Below are 22339 nucleotides of genomic sequence, written 5' to 3'. Positions count from 1 at the left end.
TCCACGCCCGGACCTGAATCGACAGCGCTCCGGCATGGATCCCGGGTCAAGCCCGGGATGACGGCGGGATTTTGTCGCTGGCCAGTCTGATCCGAAGCCGCTCGTTCACGCCGTGCGGCGGCGGGCCGAGGTTTCAGCGGTCGGCTCTGTCCGGAAGGCGGCGACGAGCCGGTTGAGGTGGTCGATCTGGTCGAGCAGCGTACGCGCCGAAGCCGCGCTCTGTTCGGCCAGCGCCGCGTTCTGCTGCGTGATCTCGTCCATGTGGCTGACGGTCTGGCTCATCTCGTCGATGCCGTTGGCCTGCTCGCCGGCGGCCGACGCGATCTCCTCGACCGTGCTCGACACCTTGGCGGAGGCGGCCACGATCCGGCTGAGCGTCTCGCCGGCCTGCCTGACGAGCTTGACGCCCTCGGCGACTTCGACGTCGGAGGAGGCGATCAGGCCGGTGATGTCCTTGGCGGCGTCGGCCGAGCGCTGGGCCAGCGCCCGCACCTCGGCCGCAACCACGGCGAAGCCGCGGCCGGCCTCGCCGGCGCGCGCGGCCTCGACGGCGGCGTTGAGCGCCAGCAGATTGGTCTGGAAGGCAATGCCGTCGATGACGTCGGTGATCTCGGAGATTCGCTTCGAAGCCCCCTCGATCCGGGCCATCGCGTCGACAGCGTCCCTGACGATGTTGCCGCCGGTGCGGGCGACATTGGCTGCCTCGTCCGCCAGCGCGACGGATTCGCGCGAGGCCTGCGAGGATGTCTTGACCGAGGCCGCGAGCTGCTCGGTCGTCGCGGCGCTCTCTTCCAGTGCCGAAGCCTGCTGCTCGGTGCGCATGGACAGGTCCTGCGCGCCGCTATTTATTTCCTGCGAGGAGGCGGCGATCGCGGTCGAAGTCGTCTTGATCGTTGCAGCCATCTCCTGAAGCCGCGCCATCGCCGCGTTGAAATGCTCGCGGATTTCAGCGTATTCGGCCGGGATCTCGTTGCTCATGCGATGGGTCAGGTCGCCCTCGGCCAGTGCGGCCATGCTCTTGCTGACGCAGGCGATCGCCTGATCGCGCTCGGCGGCCTTGGCCTGCTCGGCGGCGTGCGCCTCGGCCTCCACCTTGAGGCGAGCCGCTTCAGAGGCCTCGAGATAGACGGTGATGGCATAGTCCATGTCGAGCATGGCGGCCTTGACGACGGCGCCGATCTCGGCCGCGCGCTCGTCGGCGCCGGACATGCGCCTGCCGAGCGCGTTCTTCGGCCAGCGCGCCTGCAGGACGGCGCCGAGCAGCTTCTCGAGGATCAGCGCATAGCCGCCGATATACCAGCGGGGCTCAAGTCCGATGCGGGCATGGACCTTGCCGATGCGGGTCACGGCATTGACGTAGTTCTCGTCGAACTTCCCGGTCGCGATCCCGCCCCAGTGCTGAACCTGCCGCTGCTTGGCGGCCTCGATATGCTCGTCGCTGCCGAAGAAGCCGCGGGTTTCCGGAAAGGCGCGCACCTGATCGTAGAAAGCGTCGAGCGCGCCCGGAATGGCGGCGCTGAGGGTCTCGTGGACGTCACGGATATGGCTGTTCGCTGCGGTGTCGAGGCCGAGGAAGGCTAGGCGTTTGGCGAGATGATCCGGTGCGGACATGAGACGGCAATTCCTTTTGGGCCCGTGACTGTTCGAGCCCGCGGCCCTCTCTCGCCGATCACGGGTTAACGGCCGGTGAGGAGGGGGGCCGATCTGGATCGATCTGCTGCGGCCGACCGCCTCAGGCCTCGCCCTTCAGCGCTTCGTATTTGTCGAGGAACGCCTCCACCGGCAGATGACGGAAATCGTCCAGCCCTGTGCGCAGTTGCGCATGGTCCCAGTCCCACCAGCCAAGCGTCTGCAGCCGCTCGGCGACCTCCTCGGAAAAGCGCCGCCTGACCGGCCGGGCCGGATTGCCGGCGACGATGGTGTAGGGGGCGACGTCCTTGGTGACGACGGCGCCGCCCGCGATCACCGCGCCGGTGCCGATGTTGCGTCCGGCGAGCACGATCGCACCATGGCCGATCCAGACGTCGTGGCCGATCGTCACCGCATGCGCCCGGCGCCAGTCGAAGAAGGCGGCATCGTCCTCAGCATCGTCGAAATAGGCGGAGGCGCGATAGGTGAAATGCGACTGGCTCGCCCGGTGCATCGGATGATTGCCGGGATTGATCCGGGTCATCGCCGCGATCGAGCAGAATTTTCCGATCGTCGTGTAAATGACATTCGCGTCGTTCACGACATAGGAGTAATCACCCATCGTCGACTCGACGAAACTCGTGCGGGCGCCGATCTCGGTGTAGCGCCCGAGCGTCGCCTGCCTCACCTGAGCGGTCGGGTCGATCACCGCTTCGAGTCCCAGCTTCTTCGCAGCCATGTCCTTACAGTCTCCTGATCTTGCGGCCCCCGTTTCAGCAGCGGGCGCGCTTGTCCTCGTGGTCGGGCCTTCCGGTGCGGGGAAGGACACGTTGATGGATGCGGGCCGGGCCGGGCTCGCCGGCGATCCGCGCTTCCGCTTCGCCCGCCGGCTGATCACCCGCCCTGCCATGGCCGGCGCCGAGGATCACGATTCCTGCGACGAGGCCGCCTTCCGCGAGGCCGAAGTGAAGGGCGATCTTGCCTTGAGCTGGCGGGCGCATGGTCTGAGCTACGGTATCCCCGCGGCCGAGCTCGCCGGCATCGCCGAGGGCGCGGTGGTGATCGTCAATATTTCCCGCGCCGTCATCGCGGCGGCCGAGCGGCTGGCCGAGCGTGTGGTGGTGCTCAACATCACCGCCCCGGTGCCGGTGCTGGCGCAGCGGCTCGCGGCGCGCGGGCGCGAGAGCGAGGCGGATATCGCGGCGCGCCTGAAGCGCGAGGCTCCGCTGACGGCTGAAAGCGCCGAGATCGTCACGATCATGAACGATCGCAGCATTGCCGAGGCCGCCGGAGAGCTGCTCGCCGTTTTGCGCGGGCTCGGTCGGTAGGCGATCCGGCGATCGAGGCTGGCCGTCATTCCGGGGCATCGCGCAGCGATGCGCCCGGAACCCATGAACGCGTCTTTCGACCATCCGAATGCTGTCGGTGCAGCCGCTTCCTGATCTCTGTCCGGTGTTCATGGGTTCCGGGCTCAGGCCTGCGGCCTGCCCCGGAATGACGGTGGAACGCCGGCAACGCGGGGCATTTTAGCCGAAGGGATATGAATCGAGCAGGCGGAAGCGGCCGGCGCGGCCGTCCTGCTTGAACAGGGCGAAACGGTCGAGTTTGACCGATCCGGTCGGGAGGGCCTCCGCATAGGCCGCTTCCAGCCCCTGCTTGACCGGTGCCGCGTGCTCGCCCGGCAAGGAGCCGGTCAGCGTCATGTGGAAGCGGAAGGCGTCGCCCACATAAGGATAGCCATAGGCTTCGAGATAGGCGTGCTGCGCGGGGGTGAGCGGGCTCTTGAGGCGTCGCGCCCGGTCCGCTTCCTCCAGCGGCGCGCGGAACGGCTCGAAGGCCTGCACGAGCGTGAAGGCGAAGCGTTGCAGCTCCTCGCTGGGCTCCGACGGCGTCAGCGCCACGAAGGAGCCGAGCGCCGTGACGCTCAGGCCCGCCAGCGTCACGCCCTCCCGGCCGGCGGCGTAGTTCCGGGCGAAGGCGCGCAACTGCTCTTCGCTGCGCCCATGAGCGAGTTCGAAGGGCGCCTTCAGCGTGGCGTGGAAGCCGTAGCGGCGCGGCTCCTCGGTGAGGGCCGGCCATTGAGCCGGATCGCAGCCGGGTGGAACGGCGAAGGACAGATCCTCGCCGGTGAGCGCATCATAGCCGAGCGTCGCGCTGCCGAAGCGCCAGAGGGGGCTTTCGGCGGCGGGAGCGTAATAGACGGCGTAGCGCGGCTTGCTCAAAACGCGCGCTCGCCTTTCGACCAGACGGCGCCGATGACCGGCGTGGCGCCGAGCACTTTGAAGCGCAGCAGGTCGGCGCGCAGGCCGGATTTGAGATGGCCGCGATCCTTGAGGCCGAGGATGTCGGCGACCTTCCAGGTCACCATGCCCATCGCCTCGGGCAGCGCGATGCCGTGGCCGGCATTGAGCTTGACGACGGCCTGCAGCAGGCTCGCCGGAACGTAGTCCGAGGAGAGCCCGTCGAGCAGGCCCTTCTCGGCCAGTTCGGAGACCGAGACGCCGCCGGAATGCGAGCCGCCGCGCACGACGTTGGGCGCCCCCGCGACAGTCGCGAGGCCATGCTTCTTGGCGGCTCCGGCCGCTTCGATCGTGGTCGGGAATTCGGAGATCACGGCGCCCGACGCGATGCCATCTGCGACATGCTCGGGCGTGGTGTCGTCATGGGTCGCGAGCGGGATGCCGCGCGAACGGAAGACGTCGACGACCGCCGACCAGTTCTTCGAGACGTTGGTGGCGCCTTCCTGCTGGCGCATCACCACGTCCTCTTCGAACTCTTCCTGCGTCTTGCCGTTGCCCATCGCATAGGTCCGCAGATGCTCGATGTTGCGCCATTGGCGCTGGCCCGGCGTGTGGTCCATCAGCGAGACCAGCTGGACGAGTTCGTCGTCCTGATAGGGCTCGATGTCCTTGATCAGGTCCGGGCTCGTCAGCTCGCAGCGCATGTGGATGCGGTGGTCGATGCGGAAGACGTTCTCGCGCTTGCCTTCGGCGAGCGCCTTCATCACGTCGGCGAAGATGTCTTTGCGGTAGTCCTTGGCCGAGAAGGGCGTGCCGGCGCAGACGGCGTCGTAGACGGTGGTGACGCCGGCCGCGGCCATCTGCGCGTCATGGACGAGCGCCGCCGCGAGCCCGTTCGGCCAGAAGACCTTGGGGCGCGGCATGAAGTGTTTTTCCATGTTGTCGGTGTGCATCTCGACGAGGCCGGGCGCGACATAGTCGCCGCCGACGTCGATGGCGCCAGGCAGGGATGACCCGCCCTGATCGACCGATACGATGCCGTTCGCGTCGAAAGCGATGGTGCCGGTGATGACCTCGTTCTCGAGAATGAGTTTGGCGTTGGTGAGAACGGTTTGCATCGTCAGGCCTTCCGGAAAGCGGTGATGTCGAGATAGCGCGTCGCGACGCGTTCGCGAACCGCCTCGTCGTGGAAAATACCGACGATGGCGGAGCCGGCGGTGCGCGCCTCCGAGATGAGGTCTACTACGACGTCGCGATTATTGGCGTCGAGCGAGGCGGTCGGCTCGTCGATCAGCATGATCGCGGAGGGATCGACGAAGGAGCGGGCGATGTTGACGCGCTGCTGCTCGCCGCCCGAGAAGGTGGCGGGCGCGAGGTTCCACAGCCGCTCCGGCAGGTTGAGGCGGGCGAGCATGGCCTTCGCCTTTGCGGTTGCGGTCTCCGCCGAAGCGCCGCGCGCCAGCAGCGGGTCGCGCACGATGTCGAGCGTCGAGACGCGCGGGATGACGCGCAGGAATTGCGAGACGAAGCCGAGCGTGCGGCGGCGGACATCGAGCACGGTGCGCGGCACGGCGGCGACGATGTCGACGGGGCGGCCGGCATGGATGATGCGGATCGCGCCCGCCGTCGGCTTGTAATTGCCATAGAGTATGCGCAGCAGGCTCGATTTGCCGGCACCCGACGCGCCGGCAAGCACCAGCGCCTCGCCGGCCTCGACATGGAAATTGACGTTGTCGAAGACGGGCAAACGCGCTCCGCCCTGGTTGTGCAGGGTGAAGGTCTTGGCGACGTTCTCGACCTGAATCATCGTGGTCATGGTGTCAGTGCCTTGCCGCTTCGCGGTGACGAGGATGTGACGGGGGGCTTCTGTCATTCCGGGGCGGGCCGTCAGGCCCGAACCCGGAAACCACGACTGGGCGAGCGACCGTGATCGCCATTGGCACAAGTCTCACCCGGTCGTGGGTTCCGGGTTCTTCGCTTCGCGAAGCCCCGGAATGACAGAGGTACAGCTCACACACTCAGCACCGCCGAAGTGAGAAGCTGCGTATAGGCGTGATGCGGATCGTCCAGCACCTGATCGGTCAGGCCCTGCTCGACGACATAGCCGTCCTTCATCACCATCAACCGGTCGGTCAGGAGCCGGGCGACGGCGAGGTCATGGGTGACGATGATCGCGGCGAGGCCGAGATCGCGCACCAGCACGCGCAGCAGATCGAGCAGGCGGGCCTGCACGGAGACGTCGAGGCCGCCGGTCGGCTCGTCCATGAAGACGAGGCGGGGTTCCGAGACCAGCACGCGGGCGATCTGCAGGCGCTGCTGCATGCCGCCGGAGAACTGGCGCGGCCGGTCGTCGATGCGGGCGTCGGCGATCTCGACGCGGCTCAGCCAGTCGAGCGCGCGCTCGCGGATCTGGCCGTAATGCCGGTCGCCGCGATCCATCAGGCGCTCGCCGACATTGCCGCCGGCGGTGACGTCCATGCGCAGGCCGTCGCGCGGGTTCTGGTGGACGATGCCCCAGGCCGTACGCATCAGGCGGCGGCGCTCCTGCTCGGAGACAGAGTAGATATCGAGCGGTTCAGACCCGCCGCGAAACAGCACCTCGCCCTCGTCGGGCTTGTCGATGCCGGCAAGGCAGCGCAGCAGCGTCGACTTGCCCGAGCCGGATTCGCCGACGATGCCGAGCACCTCGCCCGGCCAGAGATCGAAGGAGACATCGGCGCAGCCGATGCGCTCGCCATAGAAGCGGCTGACATTGGCGACCGAGAGCAGGGGAGCGGGTTCGAGATCGAGCTCGGCGGGAGCGACGTGAAGGGTCATGGGGTCGTCTCCTCGACCAGCCCGCTCGCGGCGGCATCGCCCAGCATGGTGCCGCGATGGCCTTCGGCCCGGCGGGTCTCGCAGTAATGGCTGTCGGAACAGACGAACATGCGCCCGCCGCGATCGTCGATCACGACCTCGTCGAGATAGCTGTCGGCAGCACCGCAGAGCCCGCAGGGTTGGGTCCAGCTCTGGATGCGGAAGGGGTGATCCTCGAAATCGAGGCTGCGCACGCTGGTATAGGGCGGCAGCGCGTAGATGCGCTTCTCGCGGCCGGCGCCGAAGAGCTGGAGCGCGGGCGACATGTGCATCTTCGGATTGTCGAATTTCGGGATCGGCGAGGGCGCCATCACGTAGCGATCGTTGACCATGACCGGATAGTCATAGGTCTTGGTGATCTCGCCATAGCGGGCGATGTCCTCGTAGAGTTTGACCTGCATCAGCCCGTATTCGGCCCAGGCATGCATCTTGCGGGTCTCGGCCTCGCGAGGCTCCAGCCGGCGCAGCGGCTCGGGCATCGGCACCTGATAGACCATGACCTGGCCGGGCTTGAGCGGCGCCTCCGGGATGCGGTGGCGGGTCTGGATGATCGTCGCCTCCTCCGTCGCCTCGCAGGTGCGGGCATCGGCGGTGCGTTCGAAGAACTTGCGGATCGAGACGGCGTTGGTGGTGTCGTCGGCGCCCTGATCGATCACCTTCAGCGTATCGTCCGGGCCGATGATCGCGGCGGTGATCTGGATGCCGCCGGTGCCCCAACCGCGGGCGAGCGGCATCTCGCGCGAGCCGAACGGCACCTGATAGCCGGGCACCGCGACCGCCTTGAGCAAGGCGCGGCGGATCATCCGCTTGGTCTGCTCGTCGAGATAAGCGTAGTTATAAGCCGGCTTCGTATCATCCGCCGGAATCTGGTGAAGGGTCATTCCGCAGCCTCCGGCATGCTTTCCCGCTCGCGTGCGATTCGCTCCTCGCGCTCCCGGCGGATGCGGCGGATCAGTTCGAGCTCGCCCTGGAAATCGACATAGTGCGGCAGCTTGAGATGCTCGACGAAGCCGGCCGCTTCGACATTGTCGGCGTGGTAGAGGACGAACTCGTCCTGCTGCGCCGGGTAGTTGGTCGCCTCGCCGAAATCGCGGGACTTCAAGGCCCGGTCGACCAGCGACATCGACATCGCCTTCCGCTCGCTATGACCGAAGACGAGGCCGTAGCCGCGGGTGAATTGCGGCGGGACTTCCTTCGAGCCCTGGAACTGGTTGACCATCTGGCATTCGGTCAGGGTGACGTCGCCGAGATCGACCGCGAAGCCGAGTTCCTCCGGCACGAATTCGACCGCAACCTCGCCGACGCGGACCTCGCCGACGAAGGGATGCGTGCCGCCAAAGCCGCGCTGCACGGAATAGCCGAGGCCGAGCAGGAAGCCCTCGTCGCCGCGCGCCATGGATTGCAGGCGCACGTCGCGGTCGGCCGGGAAGGAGACGGGATCGCGGGTGAGGTCGAAGGGGCGCGGATCGCCCTCCGGCGGCTCCTCCGCCTCCATCAAACCCTCGGCGCCGAGGATGTCGGGCACGCGCGGCATGGTCGCGTCGAGAGGGGCTTTCAGGCCGTCATGCTCGGGCTTGACCCGAGCATCTCCGGACACGGAGGCTCCGGTGCTTTCTTGTCCCGAGATGGCCGGGTCAAGCCCGGCCATGACTGCGGGAGAATCCATCAGCGCGAAGTCGAACAGCCGATGCGTGTAGTCATAGGTCGGGCCGAGCACCTGCCCGCCCGGCAGATCCTTGTAGGTCGCCGACACGCGGCGGCGGATCGCCATCGCGGCCGTATCGAGCGGCTGGGAAGAGCCGAAGCGCGGCAGCGTCGTGCGATAGGCCCGCATCAGGAAGGCGGCCTCGATGACGTCGCCCTGCGACTGCTTCAATGCGAGCGCGGCGAGATCCTGATCGTAAAGCGAGCCCTCGTTCATCACGCGGGCGCAGGCCAGGGCCTGCTGCTCGCGGATCTGGGCGACGCTGATTTCCGGAACGGCGGGGTCGCCGCGGCGCGCCTCGGCGACGAGGTCGTGCGTGGCGAGGATGGCTGCCTCGCCGCCCTTGACGGCAACATACATCAGCGGGCCTCCTCGATTTGCGTCGAGCGCGGCAGGCCGGTCATGCCGTCGCCATGAGTGAGCACGACATCGACACCGAGCGGGTAGAGCGCGTTGTTTTCGCGCAGCTCTTCGACGAAGCCGGGGCGCAGGCCCTGCGGCGCGACCGTGCGCGTGCCGGGAATGCCTGGGCCCGAGAGGGTGAAGGCGGTGCCGCCCTCCAGCGCTGCGACCTGCACGATCACGGTGGTCGAGCGATCCGGGAACTGGTCGTTGCCGAGATTGAAGGCGGAAAGCTTCGGTTCATTTGCCGCGCCGTCGAGCACCGCGAACGCGGCCTCGGCGGGATCGTCGACCAGCGCGACACCGCAGTGGAAGCGCAGCCAGGCGCCGGCCGCGCCGTCGCGCAGGGCTGCGGGCAGCCACACCGGCGTCTCGTAATCGGCGAGCGACAGCAGCGCGGTCGCCGTAGCAGCGGCAAGACCCTCCGGCGGTGCGATCTCGGCTGCGACACGCTGCAGCGTGCCGGGCTCGGAGAGGGCGGCGAGCAGCGCGCGGAAGGCCGCCTGGGACTGGAAGACCGGATCGGAGAAGCCGGGAGCGATCATCGATTGCGATGACATCACGAGCCCCTGACCAGCGTGAAGAAATCGACCTTCGTGGCCGCGGCCTTGCGGGAGGCGAGCTCTCGGGCGGCCGCCTGCTGCGCCGCGAGAGCTGCGACGCCTTCATGCAGGCCGCCTTCGGCCTCGTCCTGAAGCCGGGCGTCGAGCAACGCGGCCAGCCGCGCCTTGCGGCCGTCGCGGCCGAGCGCATAGGAGAAGCCCATCCGTCCGGTCGAAAGGCGCACGACGCAGCGCGTAACCGTGGCCTCGCCCAGATTGAAGCGGCGGCCGGCACCGCCGGCGCGGCCCTCGACCATCACGGTTCCGGTTTCGGGGGCCTTGAGCACTTCATGGTCGGGTGGATCGCCCAACAGGGTCTCGATCTCGATGCGGGAGGCGCGCGCCAGCGTCGCCATCCAGCCTTGTCTCGCGGTTTTCTGGCTCATCGGCGCGGGCTCGCTGGTCAGTTCCGAATGTCTAGACTATGCTAGAAGAGTTGATGGCAAAGGTCTATACTTTTCGGATGAAATTTTGATGACGGATGCGGCAATCGCGGAACGGGATGGCGGAACAGCCTGGCGGCGCATCGCCGATGAACTGGCTGATGCGATCGGGCGCGGCGAATACAAGCTCGGCGACACGCTGCCGGCCTCGGTCGCGCTGGCGGAACGCTACGGTGTGCATCGCCACACCGTGCGGCAGGCCTTCCGGCATCTGGCCGAGCAGGGGCTGGTCACTGTCTCGCGCGGACGCGGCACGCAGGTGACAGCGCCGCGCCTGCCTTATCCGATCGGACGGCGCGTCAGCATGCGCACCAATATGGGCAAGCTCGGCATCACCGGCACGAGCCGCATGTTGTCGGCCGAGACGGTCGTCGGCGAGGCGGCGGCCTGCACGGCGCTGGGCCTGAAGCTCGGGACGCCGCTCTGGTGCGTGCGGGGCGTAAGCCTCGCCGATGGCGTGCCGATGGGCACGGGCACGCATTGGCTCTCGGTCGAGCGCTTCCCGGATTTCGACAAGGCCTATCGTGAGGCGGCCGGTTCTATCACGGCAGCCTTCAAGGTCTACGGCATCACGGATTATGTGCGCCTCTCGACACGGTTGACGGCGCGGCTTGCCGATGAGCGGGAGGCAGAACTGCTGGAGATCGCGCCCGAGGCTGCCGTGATGATTTCGACGGCGGTGGATGCGCTGCCGGACCTGACGCCGGTGCATCTGGTCTCGAGCGTCTTCGCTGCCGAACGCATGGAAATGGTGATCGAGCCGTTCGGGGATCGTTGAGGAGTGTCATGCTCGGGCGTGACCCGAGCATCTCAGGACGAAGAGCCGCCTCTTGCCGCGGGAGCTTCCCGGGTCTTCGCTTCGCTACGCCCGAGAACGACGGCCCAGGAGGTCAGTTCGCCCGCTTGCCGATGATGGCGAAGCGCAGCTTGCCGGAGAGGAAGTCGATGGCGGAGACGGCGGCGAGGATGAGCAGGATCAGGAAGGAGACCTGCTGCCATTCCAGCGTGCGGATCGTCTCTGCGAGATAGAGGCCGATGCCGCCGGCGCCGACGATGCCGATGATCGTCGAGGAGCGGGTGTTGGATTCGATGAAATAGAGCACCTGGCTCGCGATGACCGGCAGCACCTGCGGCAGCAGGCCGAAGCGGATCTCATGCGCCTTGCCGCCGCCGACGGAGGCGACGCCCTCGACCGCCTTGCGGTCGGCGGCCTCGATCGCTTCCGAATAGAGCTTGCCGAAGGCGCCGAGATCGCTGGTCATGATCGCGAGCATGCCGGCGAAGGGGCCGAGGCCCACGACGTTCACCCAGATCAGCGCCCAGATCAGCGCGTCCACGCCGCGCACCGTGTCGAGCGAGCGGCGGGCCAGGAAATGCACGACGCGGTTGGCGACGACGTTGCGCGCCGCGATGAAGCCGAGCGGCAGGGCGAGTGTCGCCGCCAGAACGGTGCCGAGAAAGGCGATGGCGATCGTCTCGAACAGCGCCTGCACGAAGATCAGGGCGCGGGCCCAGGAGCCGGGGTTGGGAGGCAGCATCAGGCCGACGAAGGAGCCGAGATTGCCGAGCCCGGCGAGGATCTTCCAGAGCGAGGTCTCAAGGGTCGTCAGCCCGTAAAGGAAGAGGCCGAGCAGCACGGTGATGGTGCCGATGGTGGCGAGCTTCGTCTTGAGCGAGCCGCGGATCGCGGCCTGGTGGCGGTTGACGATGTCGGCGCGCTCGGCCGGGGTGAAGGCGAGGCTCATCGACCGTGCTCCAGGCTGAGGAGGGCGTGGCGCAGGCGCTCGGTGCCGTAGTCGATCAGCATCACCGTGACGATGATCAGCAGCAGGATGGCGCTGACATCGGTGAAGTAGAATTTGCGGATGGCCTCGATCAGGTCCTGGCCGATGCCGCCGGCGCCGACGAAGCCCATGATCGAGGCGCCGCGGACATTGATCTCGAAGCGGAGCAGCGCATAGCTGGCGAAATTGGAGAGCACCTGCGGCACGACGGCGAAGCGCACGATCTGCCACCAGCTGCCGCCGGAGGCGGTGACGCCGTCGACCGGCTTCAGGTCGATGTTCTCGACCACCTCTGAGAACAGCTTGCCGAGAGCGCCCATGGTATGGATGGCGATGGCAAGCACGCCCGGCAACGGGCCGAGACCAAAGGCGATGACGAAGATCAGCGCGAAGACGATTTCCGGAACGGTGCGGCAGAATTCGAGAAAGCGGCGGACAGTGAAGCGCAGCCATGCGGACCGGCCGAGATTGGCGGCGGCGGCGAAGCAGAACAGGAACGCGCCGACGGCGCCGAGCACGGTGCCGACATAGGCGATCAGAATGGTCTGCCAGAGCAGCTTCAGCCAGTTCTTGAGGCCCCAATACCATTCCGCAAGGTCTGAGCCGAGGCTGGCGAGGCGCAGCGTCGGCAGTGTCTCGTAGATGTATTTCGGGAAGCGGTGGATGTTCGCGAAGAACTTGGCGAGATCGACCTCCGAGCCGCGCGCGGCCAGCAGGACGCAGACGATGAAGACGGCGGCGCCGATGAGCGCCTGGCGGCGCTTGGCCACGGCCGCCTGCCGATATGTCTCGGCATGGGCCAGGATGGCCGGGTCGTTGCGGTCGATCGCGAGGGTCATGGCGGGGGCGCTTCCACTCCGTCTCGGGACCGGCTGGTGCCGATCCCGGACAAGGGCGTCATTCCCGGGCGAAGCGAAGCGCAGACCCGGGAATCTCTGTCGGGAGATGCCCGGGTCAAGCCCGGGCATGACGTGCTGATGATTACGACGACTTCTTCTTGCGGAGGTCGTCGACGAACTTGTTGAGCTCGATGATCGGGTCGTAAGCCTTGTTGTCGACGGCGACGAGCGGGCCCTGCTTGCCTTCATAGATCTTGTCGAAGGCGGCCTTGTCCTTGGTGGCGAGGTTCAGCACCGCGTCGCGGATCTTGGCCTTGAGGTCATCAGGCAGGTCGGTGAGATAGGCCATCGGCGAGTTCACGATCTGCTCGGACTTGTAGATGATCCGGAAGTCGTCGGCCTTGACCATGTTCTTGCGGGCCATGCGCTGCAGGTTCGACTCCTGCTCGTCGTTCCACCAGTTGGCGGCGATGTCGACGGTGCCCTGCTGCAGGGCGATGACCGCGTTCTCGTGGCTGCCGGTGTAGACGACCTTGGAGAAGAAGGTTTCCGGCTCGATCTTCATCTGGTTGAGGACGAAGCGCGGCACGTTGTTGCCCGAGGTGGAGTTCGGATCGACGAGGCCGAGATTCTTGCCCTTGAGGTCTTCGACCTTCTGATAGGGCGAGTCCTTCTTCACGTAGAAGACGGAGTGGTAGCCCTTCGTGCCGTCGAGGTTGGTCTCGATCGCGAAGGCGTCGACCTTGGCGCCGGTCATGCGGGCGCGGGCGAAGGAGGCCGGGCCGTACATGCCGATATGGATGTTGCCGGCGCGCTGGCCCTCGATGATCGCGGCGTAGTCATTGGCGATGCGCAGCGTCACCTTGGTGCCGAGTTCCTTGGCGAGATAGTTCACGAAGGGGGTGTAGCGCTCGACCACGCCCGAGGCGTTCTCGGCCGGGATGATCGCGAAGACGAGCTCCGGATACTTCGCCTTCCAGTCCTGGGCAAAGGCCGGGGCAGCGGTGGCGGCGAGGCCGGCGACGGCGAGCTTGAGGGTATGACGACGGGTCAGCATTGGGTCTGCTCCTGGTTGCTGTCGGGATGCTCTTTTCGCGGCGACGGCCTTTGGCCGCGCCGGCGATCCTTCGCTTGTCAGGCGATCTTCTGGCGGGCGCGCTTCGCCTCGGAGGCGGCGATGGCATCGAGCGCGTCCAGCGCCTCGGCGCCGGCATCCTTGGCTTCGATGCCGTAGAGTTCGGCTGCGACCTCGCGCGTCAGCGCCTGCGGCACGTCGTCGAACACGACCTTGCCGGCCGCCATGCCGATCAGCCGGTCGCAATACTTTGCCGCGATATCGAGGTCGTGCAGGTTGCACATCACGGTGATGCCGTCCTCGCGGTTGATGCGGAACAGCGCGTCCATGACGACTTGCGTGTTACGGGGATCGAGCGAGGCGATCGGCTCGTCGGCGAGGATGATGCGCGGCTCCTGGACCAGGGCGCGGGCGATGGCGACGCGCTGCTGCTGGCCCCCGGACAGGGTCTCGGCGCGTTGTGCCAGCAGATGCCCCATATCGAGACGTTCGAGCGCCGCAATGGCGCGGATCTTGTCGTCTTGGGAGAAGCTCTTGACCAGCGTCAGGGCGGCGGAGCGGTGGTTCAGGCGCCCGAGCAGCACGTTGGTCAGCACGTCCAGGCGGCCGACGAGGTTGAACTGCTGGAAGATCATCGCCGTGTCGCGGCGCCAGCGCCGCAGCGAAGCCCCCTTCAGCGCGGTGACCTCCTGCTCCTCGCAGGCGATCCGGCCGGATGTCGGCTCCGCCAGCCGGTTGAGCATGCGCAGCAGAGTTGATTTGCCGGCTCCGGACCTGCCGATCACGCCGACCATCTCACCCTTGGGGATCGACAGCGAGACATTGTCGACAGCATTCTTGTCGCCAAAGCGCTTGGTCAGACCTTCGATACGCAGCATGTGATGGGTTCTCGCGCACGATGCGGGCATGAGCGCAGCCCCGTCCGGCCCTGACCGTGGGGCAACTCATCTCCATGGCGACGAGAGCTAGCGGCGGCTGATGACAGCGGCGTGACAGTGGCCGAAAGCGCGATCCGGTGACCTTGGATGGCCTCGTCAGAGCGCGTTCAGCAGCGCGTCGACGCAGGCGCGAACATAGGCTTTCCGCTGGGTGGCCGGCATCGGCTTCACCCCGAGAAGGCCGCGCAGTTGGTGCAGGCCGCGCAGCATGCCGACGAACTGTTCGGCGAGGAGATCGGCTTCGGCAAGGCCGAGCGGGCGGGCAACGCCGTGGCCGACGCGTGACCGTTCGATGAGCAGCGTCACGATGGCGGCGCTCATTCTCTTGGCGCCGGCCTCATAGGCAGCGCGGCCGAGCTCGGGAAAGCGTGGCGAGGCGCTGACCACCAGCCGGTGCAGATCGAGGGAGGCCGGACGCAGCATGAGCTTGAGCATGTCCTCGCCCAGCTGCGTCAGGGCGCTGCGCAGATCGGCGGCGGGCGACGCCTGCTCGAGCGGCAGAGTCAACGTTTCCGTGAGGCCGGCACAAATCGCCTTGAACAGCGCCTCCTTATCGGCGAAATGGCTGTAGATCGTCTGTTTCGAAACACCGGCCCGATGGGCGATCTGGTCGAGGCTCGCGCGCTCGAACCCCTCCGCAAGGAAGGTTTCGGCGGCTGCGCGGGTGATGGCGTCGTGCTTGTCGGGGCGCGCGCGTTCGGCGGAAAGGGATTTGGCCGGGTTCGTTTCGGTCTGGTCGGAATCGAGCAGGCGTGTCTTGGCGCCGTTTCGCCGGAGGGGTTTCGGCACGGGTCTTGCCTCGCCGCCTGCCGGTTCGGTGAGAGGGGTTGCCCGGTGTCGACGGAGGGGGGTGTCAGCCATGCTCCCGCACACTTGGCCTCTTATCAAACTAGACTGTCCAGTCTAAGATAGTCGCGCGGTATTGGAGCGTCCAGTCTTATGAAGCGGTTTGTTCTCCTCGTCGTGGTCGCGGCGCTCGCGGGCGGCGGCTATTACGCCTACCGCAACCAGCGCGCCGGCACGCAGCAGGCCCAGGCCAGCGCCGTTTCCGGGCCGCGAGCCGTGCCGGTGGAGGTGGCTTCCGTCGAGACGATGACCGTCAACGAGGAGGTCGAGGCGCTCGGCACGCTCGCCGCGGATGAATCCGTGATCATCGCTTCCGAAATCGCCGGCCGCGTCGTCGCTCTCGGCTTCAAGGAGGGCGAGCGGGTCAAGGCCGGTCAGGATCTGGTCAAGCTCGATACCGCCATCCTCGATGCCGAGCTGAAGCAGGCGCTGGCCGATCTCGGGCTGGCGCGCGACACCAACGAGCGGCTGAGGGCGCTGGTGCAGCGCGGCTCGGGCACGCAGGTCGCGCTCGACGAGTCGACGGCGCGGCTCGCGTCCAGCGAGGCGCGCGTCCAGCTTGCCAAGGCCAAGCTCGCGCAATCGACCATCGTCGCGCCGTTCAGCGGCGTCGTCGGTCTGCGCTCGGTCGGCATCGGCGATTATGTCTCCGTCGGCAAGCCGCTGATCGTGCTGACCAGCATCGACCCGATCAAGGTCGATTTCCGGGTGCCGGAGATTTATCTGAGCCGCGTCAAGGTCGGCCAGCCCGTCCAGGTGCGCGTCGATGCCGTTCCGGACCGGACTTTCACGGGCCAGATCTTCGCGATCGACCCGGTCGTCGACGTCAACGGCCGCGCGATCCGTCTGCGCGCCAACGTTCCGAACGGCGATCTCGCCCTGAAGCCCGGCCTGTTCGCCCGGCTGTCGATCACGGTCGACCAGCGCGAGAACGCCATGGTCATCCCCGAGATGGCGGTGGTGCCTGATGGCGTCGGCAAGATGATCTACGTCGCCGAGAACGGCAAGGCGCGCCGCGTCGCGGTCGAGCTCGGCAAGCGCCTGCCCGGCAAGGTCGAGGTGGTCGGCGGGCTGAAGCCCGGCATGCAGATCATCACCGCCGGTCAGATGCGGCTGCGTGACGGCAGCACCATCTCCGTCAAGGAAAAGCCCGTCCAGACGAGCCAGCTCTGATGAGCCTGTTCGAGCTCTTCGTCCGCAGGCCCGTCCTTTCGACGGTTCTGAGCCTGCTGGTGATGCTGATCGGCATCGTCTGCTATGGCCGCCTCACCGTCCGCGAATACCCGAACATCGACGAGCCGATCGTCTCGGTGCAGACGATCTATCGCGGCGCCTCGGCCGAGATCATCGAGACCCAGGTCACGCAGATCCTGGAGAACTCGATCGCCGGCATCGAGGGCATCGAGATCATCTCCTCGGCCAGCCGCCAGGAGCGCAGCCAGATTTCGGTGCGCTTCCGCCCCGACATCGATCCCGACGTTGCGGCCTCCGACGTGCGCGACCGCGTCAGCCGCGTGCGCGGGCGCATGCCGGAAGAGATCGACGAACCGATCATCGCCAAGGTCGAGGCGGATTCGCAGCCGGTCCTCTACCTGTCGCTGACCAGCACGCGGCACAGCCCGCTCGAGCTGACCGACTTTGCCGATCGCTTCATCGCAGAGCGCGTCCAGAACATCACCGGCGTCGCCGAGGTCCGCATTCTCGGCCAGCGCCAATATGCGATGCGCATCTGGCTCGATCGCTCGCGCCTCTCCGCCTATGACGTTACCGTCCAGCAGATCGAGGCGGCGGTTCGCGCCCAGAACATCGAGATTCCATCGGGCCGGATCGAGAGCAGCGACCGCGAGTTCACCGTGCTGTCGCAGACCGGCCTGGTCACGCCGGAGCAGTTCCGCGAGATCGTGGTGAAGGATGCCGCCGGCTTCCCGATCAAGCTGAAGGATCTGGCGCGCGTCGAGCTCGGCGCGCTCGAAGAGCGCAACGCGGCCTGGTTCAAGGGCTCGCCCTCGGTGACCGTCGGCATCGTCAAGCAGGCGACCGCGAACCCGCTCGACGTCTCGTCCGGCGTGCGCGCGGCGCTGCCCGGCATCATCGAGGATCTGCCCGACGGCATGTCTATCGCGGTCTCCTACGACAGCTCGATCTTCATCGACCGCTCGATCAAGGCGGTGTTCCAGACGATCATCGAGGCGATCGTCCTCGTCGTTCTCATCATCTTCGTCTTCCTGCGCTCGCTCAGGGCGACGCTGATTCCGCTGGTGACGATCCCGGTCTCGCTGATCGGCTCCTTCGCGCTGATGTATGCGTTCGGCTTCACCGTCAACACGCTGACGCTGCTCTCGATGGTGCTCGCCATCGGCCTCGTCGTCGACGACGCCATCGTGGTGCTGGAGAACGTCCACCGCCATATCGAGGACGGCATGGAGCCGAACAAGGCGGCGATCCGCGGCATCAACGAGATCGCCTTCGCCGTGGTAGCGATGACGCTGACGCTGGTGGCGGTCTATGCGCCGATGGCGTTCTCGACCGGCCGCACCGGCAAGCTCTTCATCGAGTTCGCGCTCACGCTCGCCGGCGCGGTGCTGGTCTCCGGCTTCGTCGCGCTGACGCTGACGCCGATGATGTGCGCCAAGCTCCTGCGTCACCACGACAAGCATAGCTGGCTGTACAATGTGCTGGAGCGTGGCTTCGAGGGGCTGTCGCGGGGCTACAGGGCCTCGCTGCGCGCTGCGCTCACCGTGCGTCCGCTCATCGTCCTGCTGGCGGTTGGCGTCGCCGGCGGCGGCTATTACTTCTTCACCCATCTGCGCTCGGAGCTGGCGCCGGTCGAAGATCGTGGCACGATCAACGTGATCGGCGTTGCGCCGGAAGGGGCGACCATGTCCTTCACGGCGAGCTATGCCCGCCGGGTCGAGGAATATTTCAGCAAGCTCCAGGAGGTGGATACCTATCTCGTCATCGTCGGCTTTCCCGACGTGACCCGCGCCATCGCCATTGCCCGGCTCAAGCCCTGGGAGGAGCGCGAGCGCAAGCAGCAGGATCTGGTCGCCGACATCACCCGCGAGCTCGGGCAGATCCCCGGCATCCGCCTCTTCGCCAACAACCCGCCCTCGCTCGGCCAGGGCAACGCCAACAGCAAGCCTGTTGAGTTCGTGCTGCGCTCCTCGGAGAGCTACGCCCAGCTCAAGAGCTATGTCGACCAGCTGATGCGGGAGGTCGCAGACTCTCCGGCGCTCTCGAACGTCGAGACGAACCTCATTCTCGACAAGCCGCAGATCCGGGTCACGATCGACCGGCAGCGCGCCGCCGACCTCGGCGTCGGCGTCGATGTCATCGGCCGCACCATGGAGACGCTGCTCGGCGGGCGACAGGTCACGCGTTTCAACATGAACAGCAAGCAGTACGACGTGATGCTGCAGGTCGCGGGCTCCGAGCGCAACACGCCGCAGGCGCTGCAATCGATCTATCTGATGGGCCGCAGCGGCGCAGTCGTGCAGTTGTCGAGCCTGGTCAGGATCGAGGAGACCGTCGCGCCCAAGGAGCTGGTCCGCTTCAATCAGCTGCGCTCGGCCACGATCACGGCGCTGCCTGCGCCCGGCTATTCGCTCGGCGATGCGCTCAAGGTGCTGGAGGACGCGACCGCACGCGTGCTGCCATCCTCCGTCCAGGTCGACTATTCCGGCCAGAGCCGCGAGTTCAAGCAGTCGGGCGCGAGCATCTTCCTCGTCTTCCTGCTGGCGCTCGGCTTCATCTATCTGGTGCTGGCGGCGCAGTTCGAGAGCTTCGTCGATCCCGTGGTGATCATGGTCTCGGTGCCGCTCTCGCTCACCGGCGCGCTCGCAGCGCTCTACTACACGGGCGGGACGATGAATGTGTACAGCCAGATCGGCCTGATCACGCTCGTCGGCCTGATCACCAAGCACGGCATCCTGATCCTGGAGTTCACCAACCAGCTGCGCGAGGAGGGCAAGGAGATGATCGACGCCCTCGTCGAGGCGGCGGAGCTGCGCCTGCGCCCGATCCTGATGACCACGGGCGCGATGGTGCTCGGCGCCGTGCCGCTCGCCATCGCCCATGGCGCCGGAGCGGAAAGCCGCTCGCAGATCGGCTGGGTCATCGTCGGCGGCATGACCTTCGGCACGCTGCTGACGCTCTATGTGGTGCCGGTCGCCTATAGCTATCTCGCCCGCAAGGTCCATGGCTCGCGCCACGGCGCGGATGAAGAGGCGCACGGGGCGCAGCTGCATCCGGCGGAGTAGAACGCTCCGGCGTCATTCTCGGGCGAAGCGTAGCGGAGACCCGAGAATCTCCGGACGGGACGGCGCAGGAGTCTCTTTCGGCATGAGATGCTCGGGTTGAGCCCGAGCATGACGGCGTCTGCCGCCTGACTTATCCCCGCCCCTCCAACCCATGCCTATGCTGCGCGCGTTCCATCCGACCGAGGGGCTTCGCGAGGCATCGTGGGCCGGAGGGGATTGCGGGCTTCACGCCCCGGGCCGTTGCGGGCCTGTCAGGCGTGGAGGTGCCGACTTCGCACGGGCCGAAACAGGCAGGCCCGCGCCCTCGCCCGGCGTCGAAGCGAGGCGGACCCCCAGATACCCGTGCGCGGAGCCGGGCAGCGCGAGGTCGTCGCTGTTCGACACCCATCGACATCGACTCGACATCGGCACGCAGCCGTCGACTGCGAACGCCGCAAGGCTCCGCGCATCCCTCGGATACGCTCGCCCGAAAACCCCGCAGGCTAGTCCTGTACGGGGCTTTCGGTGCGGGGGCCGCAGTGATGCCGGCTCGCTACTGCAGCCGCACCGAGACGCTCTCGCTCGCGCCGGTGCCGTCGATCACCGAAATCCGCATGAAGCCTTTGCCGGGCGGCTGCCACTGCGTCTCGCGCCGGCGCTGCGGCTCGGTCACCGGCGATCCGTCGACCAGCCAGGTATAGGGCGGCGACCCGCCTGCGGCCTTGAGGTTGAGCTGGCCCTTGCCGTCGAGGGCGGCGGCGGAGAGGTCGATGCGCGCGCCGTCTGGCGGGAAGGCGAGCTTGAGCGTCGGCGTCGTCATTGCCGTCACGGTCTTGGGCACGTCCTGCCGGAGATGCCTGAGCGGCGGCGGCAGATGGCCGGTGCTGGCGACGATCGCGTCCGCCGGCTGCGGGAAGGGCCGTGGATCGATGCCGAGCCGCGCGAAGGCGTCGAACAGGATCGGCGCCGCAACCGTGCGCCCGACCAATCCGGGCACAGCGCCATTATCGGCGCGGCCGACCCACACGCCGATCGTGTGCTTGCGGTCGAAGCCGACGGCCCAGGCGTCGCGATAGCCATAGGAGGTGCCGGTCTTGTAGGCGATGCGCCCGGGCACCGCATTGAGCGGCGGAGGCGCGCCGAGCAAGGTATCGGCGACATACCAGGCCGCGACGGGGTCGACGAGGCGCGGGGCGGGGCCTGACGTGGCCGCCTGCTGGCGGAAGCGTAGCGGCAGCATCTCCCCGCCGCGGGCGAGGCCGACATAGGCGCGGGTCAGGTCCTGCAGGGTGATACCGAGACCGCCGAGGCCTACCGCAAGGCCGGGTGCGCCGCTGTCCCTGGGCATGGCGATGGCGACGCCGGCATCGCGCAGCCGCGAGAGGAAGCGCTGCGGGCCCAGCGCCGAGAGCAGTTCGACGGCCGGCACGTTGAGCGAGAGCTGCAACGCCTTGCGGGCGCTGACCATGCCCTGGAAGGTCATATCGAAATTTTCGGGGATATAGATGCCGTAGCGCGCCGGCCGGTCCTCCAGCATCGTCTCGGGATGGGCGATGCCGTTGTCGAAGGCGAGCGCGTAGATGAATGGCTTCAGCGCCGATCCCGGCGAGCGCAGCGCCCGTGTCAGGTCGAGCGAGCCGGCGCGTTCGGCCGCGAAGTAGTCGACGCCGCCAACCGAGGCGCGGACCTCGCCCGTCTCGTTGTCGACTGCGAGGATCGCGATCGAGACTTGCGGGGCTAGCCCCAGGCTGCGCTCGCGGGCGAGGCCTTCGAGCGAGGCTTGCAGCCTTGCGTCGAGCGCAAGCTTGTGGACCCGCAATGTCGGTGCTTCCGCAACGACCTGCTCGGCAACATGCGGGCTCAAATTGGGAAACGGGCGGCGCGTGGTCGGGATCGGTTCGTTGCGGGCGGCTGCGACCTCGTCCTGTGTCGCGAGCCCGGCCTGCTCGACCCGCTCCAGCACGCGCTCGCGCGCCTTGCGGGCGGCCTCGACGAAGCGGTCCGGCCGGCGCGTCTCGGGCGATTGCGGGAGCGCGACGAGCAGGGCGGCTTCGGCGGCCGAGAGCCGCTTCGGCTCCTTGCCGAAATAGGCAAAGCTCGCGGCGCGCACGCCTTCGAGATTGCCGCCGAAGGGGGCGAGCGTGAGATAGAGGTCGAGAATGCCGGCCTTGTCGAAGCGCCGCTCCAGTTCGACAGCGCGTACTGCCTGCCGGAGCTTGGCGGCGAGCGTGCGCTCCTCGCGCGGCTCCAGCAGGCGGGCGACCTGCATGGTGAGAGTCGAGCCGCCGGAGACGACGCGGCCATTCACCAGCATCTGGCTGGCGGCGCGCAGCATGCCCAGCGGGTCGATGCCGTGGTGGTTGTCGAAGCGCCTGTCCTCGAAGGCCTTGAGCATGGCGAGGTAGCGGGGGTCGACATCGCCGTTGGTGACCGGCAGCTTCCAGCGCCCGTCCGCGGTGAGGAAGGGGCGCAGCAGCTTGCCCTCGCGGTCGAGTACCACAGTCGAGCGGTCGGCCGCGGCGGAGAGGTCGAGCGGGGGGAGCGAGCGGGCGTAGAGGGTGAGGGCGGTGGCTGCCGCGATTATCGCGACGGCAAGAACACCGGCAGCGATCCTCAGTTTGCGGAAGCGGCCAGGGCACGGCGTCATGCTCGGGCTTGACCCGAGCATCTCCTGATCGAGATTCTCGGGTCTGCGCTGCGCTGCGCCCGAGAATGACGGGTGTTCTGGTCCGGGGCCGATCA

20 protein-coding genes are annotated in these 22339 nt (G+C 67.3%); 4 read left to right on the top strand and 16 right to left on the bottom strand.

Annotated elements, in window-relative coordinates; translation table 11 throughout:
* Positions 1-105: 105 nt before the first annotated feature.
* Together AC1DE3_RS25000 and AC1DE3_RS24995 are read right to left on the bottom strand one after the other, a co-directional pair.
* The gene (locus AC1DE3_RS25000; RefSeq protein WP_476852848.1) at positions 106-1611 is read right to left on the bottom strand and encodes a methyl-accepting chemotaxis protein; all 1506 of its coding nucleotides are present in this window, start codon (positions 1609-1611) and stop codon (positions 106-108) included.
* Between the two features lie 121 nt (positions 1612-1732).
* Entirely contained in the window at positions 1733-2368 is a 636-nt protein-coding gene (locus tag AC1DE3_RS24995; protein WP_476780664.1) for an LbetaH domain-containing protein, read from the bottom strand.
* Between AC1DE3_RS24995 and phnN the strand changes: the two genes are divergently transcribed.
* Positions 2367-2957 (top strand): phosphonate metabolism protein/1,5-bisphosphokinase (PRPP-forming) PhnN, encoded by a 591-nt coding sequence (gene phnN, locus AC1DE3_RS24990; RefSeq protein ID WP_476780665.1) that lies wholly within the window; start codon positions 2367-2369, stop codon positions 2955-2957. The genes AC1DE3_RS24995 and phnN overlap by 2 nt on opposite strands.
* A gap of 198 nt (positions 2958-3155) precedes the next feature.
* Here phnN and AC1DE3_RS24985 read toward each other — a convergent pair whose 3' ends face one another.
* The 8 genes from AC1DE3_RS24985 to phnG all read right to left on the bottom strand — a co-directional run bounded on the left by AC1DE3_RS24985 (position 3156) and on the right by phnG (position 9820).
* Positions 3156-3851: a DUF1045 domain-containing protein gene (locus tag AC1DE3_RS24985; RefSeq protein WP_441509639.1), complete on the bottom strand. Its 696-nt coding sequence runs from the start codon at positions 3849-3851 to the stop codon at positions 3156-3158.
* A complete protein-coding gene (locus AC1DE3_RS24980) occupies positions 3848-4987 on the bottom strand; it encodes an alpha-D-ribose 1-methylphosphonate 5-triphosphate diphosphatase (protein ID WP_476780666.1) in 1140 nt (379 codons plus the stop codon). Before AC1DE3_RS24980 ends, AC1DE3_RS24985 begins: the two co-directional genes overlap by 4 nt.
* A 2-nt stretch (positions 4988-4989) precedes the next feature.
* On the bottom strand, positions 4990-5685 hold the full coding sequence (gene phnL / locus AC1DE3_RS24975) for a phosphonate C-P lyase system protein PhnL (protein ID WP_476852847.1): 696 nt from the start codon (positions 5683-5685) through the stop codon (positions 4990-4992).
* A gap of 194 nt (positions 5686-5879) precedes the next feature.
* On the bottom strand, positions 5880-6686 hold the full coding sequence (gene phnK, locus AC1DE3_RS24970) for a phosphonate C-P lyase system protein PhnK (RefSeq protein ID WP_476780668.1): 807 nt from the start codon (positions 6684-6686) through the stop codon (positions 5880-5882).
* Positions 6683-7606, bottom strand: a complete 924-nt coding sequence (locus tag AC1DE3_RS24965) for an alpha-D-ribose 1-methylphosphonate 5-phosphate C-P-lyase PhnJ (protein WP_476780669.1) — start codon at positions 7604-7606, stop codon at positions 6683-6685. The genes phnK and AC1DE3_RS24965 overlap by 4 nt, the downstream gene beginning before the upstream one ends.
* Positions 7603-8790 (bottom strand): carbon-phosphorus lyase complex subunit, encoded by a 1188-nt coding sequence (locus tag AC1DE3_RS24960; RefSeq protein ID WP_476780670.1) that lies wholly within the window; start codon positions 8788-8790, stop codon positions 7603-7605. The genes AC1DE3_RS24965 and AC1DE3_RS24960 overlap by 4 nt, the downstream gene beginning before the upstream one ends.
* Entirely contained in the window at positions 8790-9392 is a 603-nt protein-coding gene (gene phnH, locus AC1DE3_RS24955; protein ID WP_476780671.1) for a phosphonate C-P lyase system protein PhnH, read from the bottom strand. The genes AC1DE3_RS24960 and phnH overlap by 1 nt, the downstream gene beginning before the upstream one ends.
* Complete coding sequence (phnG, locus tag AC1DE3_RS24950) at positions 9392-9820, bottom strand: phosphonate C-P lyase system protein PhnG (RefSeq protein ID WP_476780672.1); 429 nt, start codon at positions 9818-9820, stop codon at positions 9392-9394. The genes phnH and phnG overlap by 1 nt, the downstream gene beginning before the upstream one ends.
* 88 nt (positions 9821-9908) lie before the next feature.
* Between phnG and phnF the strand changes: the two genes are divergently transcribed.
* Positions 9909-10655 (top strand): phosphonate metabolism transcriptional regulator PhnF, encoded by a 747-nt coding sequence (gene phnF, locus AC1DE3_RS24945; RefSeq protein WP_476780673.1) that lies wholly within the window; start codon positions 9909-9911, stop codon positions 10653-10655.
* A 112-nt stretch (positions 10656-10767) separates the two neighbouring features.
* On the opposite strand, the gene phnE (AC1DE3_RS24940) is transcribed toward phnF, so the two are convergent.
* From phnE (AC1DE3_RS24940) to AC1DE3_RS24920, 5 genes are all read right to left on the bottom strand, one after another.
* Positions 10768-11622: a phosphonate ABC transporter, permease protein PhnE gene (gene phnE, locus AC1DE3_RS24940; RefSeq protein WP_476780674.1), complete on the bottom strand. Its 855-nt coding sequence runs from the start codon at positions 11620-11622 to the stop codon at positions 10768-10770.
* Positions 11619-12500: a phosphonate ABC transporter, permease protein PhnE gene (gene phnE / locus AC1DE3_RS24935; RefSeq protein ID WP_441509629.1), complete on the bottom strand. Its 882-nt coding sequence runs from the start codon at positions 12498-12500 to the stop codon at positions 11619-11621. Before phnE (AC1DE3_RS24935) ends, phnE (AC1DE3_RS24940) begins: the two co-directional genes overlap by 4 nt.
* 142 nt (positions 12501-12642) lie before the next feature.
* On the bottom strand, positions 12643-13557 hold the full coding sequence (phnD, locus tag AC1DE3_RS24930) for a phosphonate ABC transporter substrate-binding protein (protein ID WP_441509628.1): 915 nt from the start codon (positions 13555-13557) through the stop codon (positions 12643-12645).
* Positions 13558-13634: 77 nt separating this feature from the next.
* Positions 13635-14453, bottom strand: coding sequence for a phosphonate ABC transporter ATP-binding protein (phnC, locus tag AC1DE3_RS24925; protein WP_441509627.1), 819 nt, complete (start codon positions 14451-14453; stop codon positions 13635-13637).
* Between the two features lie 156 nt (positions 14454-14609).
* A complete protein-coding gene (locus AC1DE3_RS24920; protein ID WP_476780675.1) occupies positions 14610-15302 on the bottom strand; it encodes a TetR/AcrR family transcriptional regulator in 693 nt (230 codons plus the stop codon).
* 150 nt (positions 15303-15452) lie between these two features.
* On the opposite strand from AC1DE3_RS24920, the gene AC1DE3_RS24915 reads away from it, so the two are divergent.
* Both AC1DE3_RS24915 and AC1DE3_RS24910 read left to right on the top strand, forming a co-directional pair.
* Positions 15453-16532, top strand: a complete 1080-nt coding sequence (locus AC1DE3_RS24915) for an efflux RND transporter periplasmic adaptor subunit (RefSeq protein WP_476780676.1) — start codon at positions 15453-15455, stop codon at positions 16530-16532.
* On the top strand, positions 16532-19618 hold the full coding sequence (locus AC1DE3_RS24910; RefSeq protein ID WP_476780677.1) for an efflux RND transporter permease subunit: 3087 nt from the start codon (positions 16532-16534) through the stop codon (positions 19616-19618). Before AC1DE3_RS24915 ends, AC1DE3_RS24910 begins: the two co-directional genes overlap by 1 nt.
* Before the next feature lie 532 nt (positions 19619-20150).
* Here AC1DE3_RS24910 and pbpC read toward each other — a convergent pair.
* On the bottom strand, positions 20151-22244 hold the full coding sequence (pbpC, locus tag AC1DE3_RS24905; protein ID WP_476780678.1) for a penicillin-binding protein 1C: 2094 nt from the start codon (positions 22242-22244) through the stop codon (positions 20151-20153).
* Between the last annotated feature and the right edge of the window lie 95 nt (positions 22245-22339).

The organism is Allobosea sp. 10L417 (genome assembly GCF_056395485.1).
Note: the sequence above shows the minus strand (reverse complement) of the source record. Positions and strands in the feature narration are given on the sequence as shown.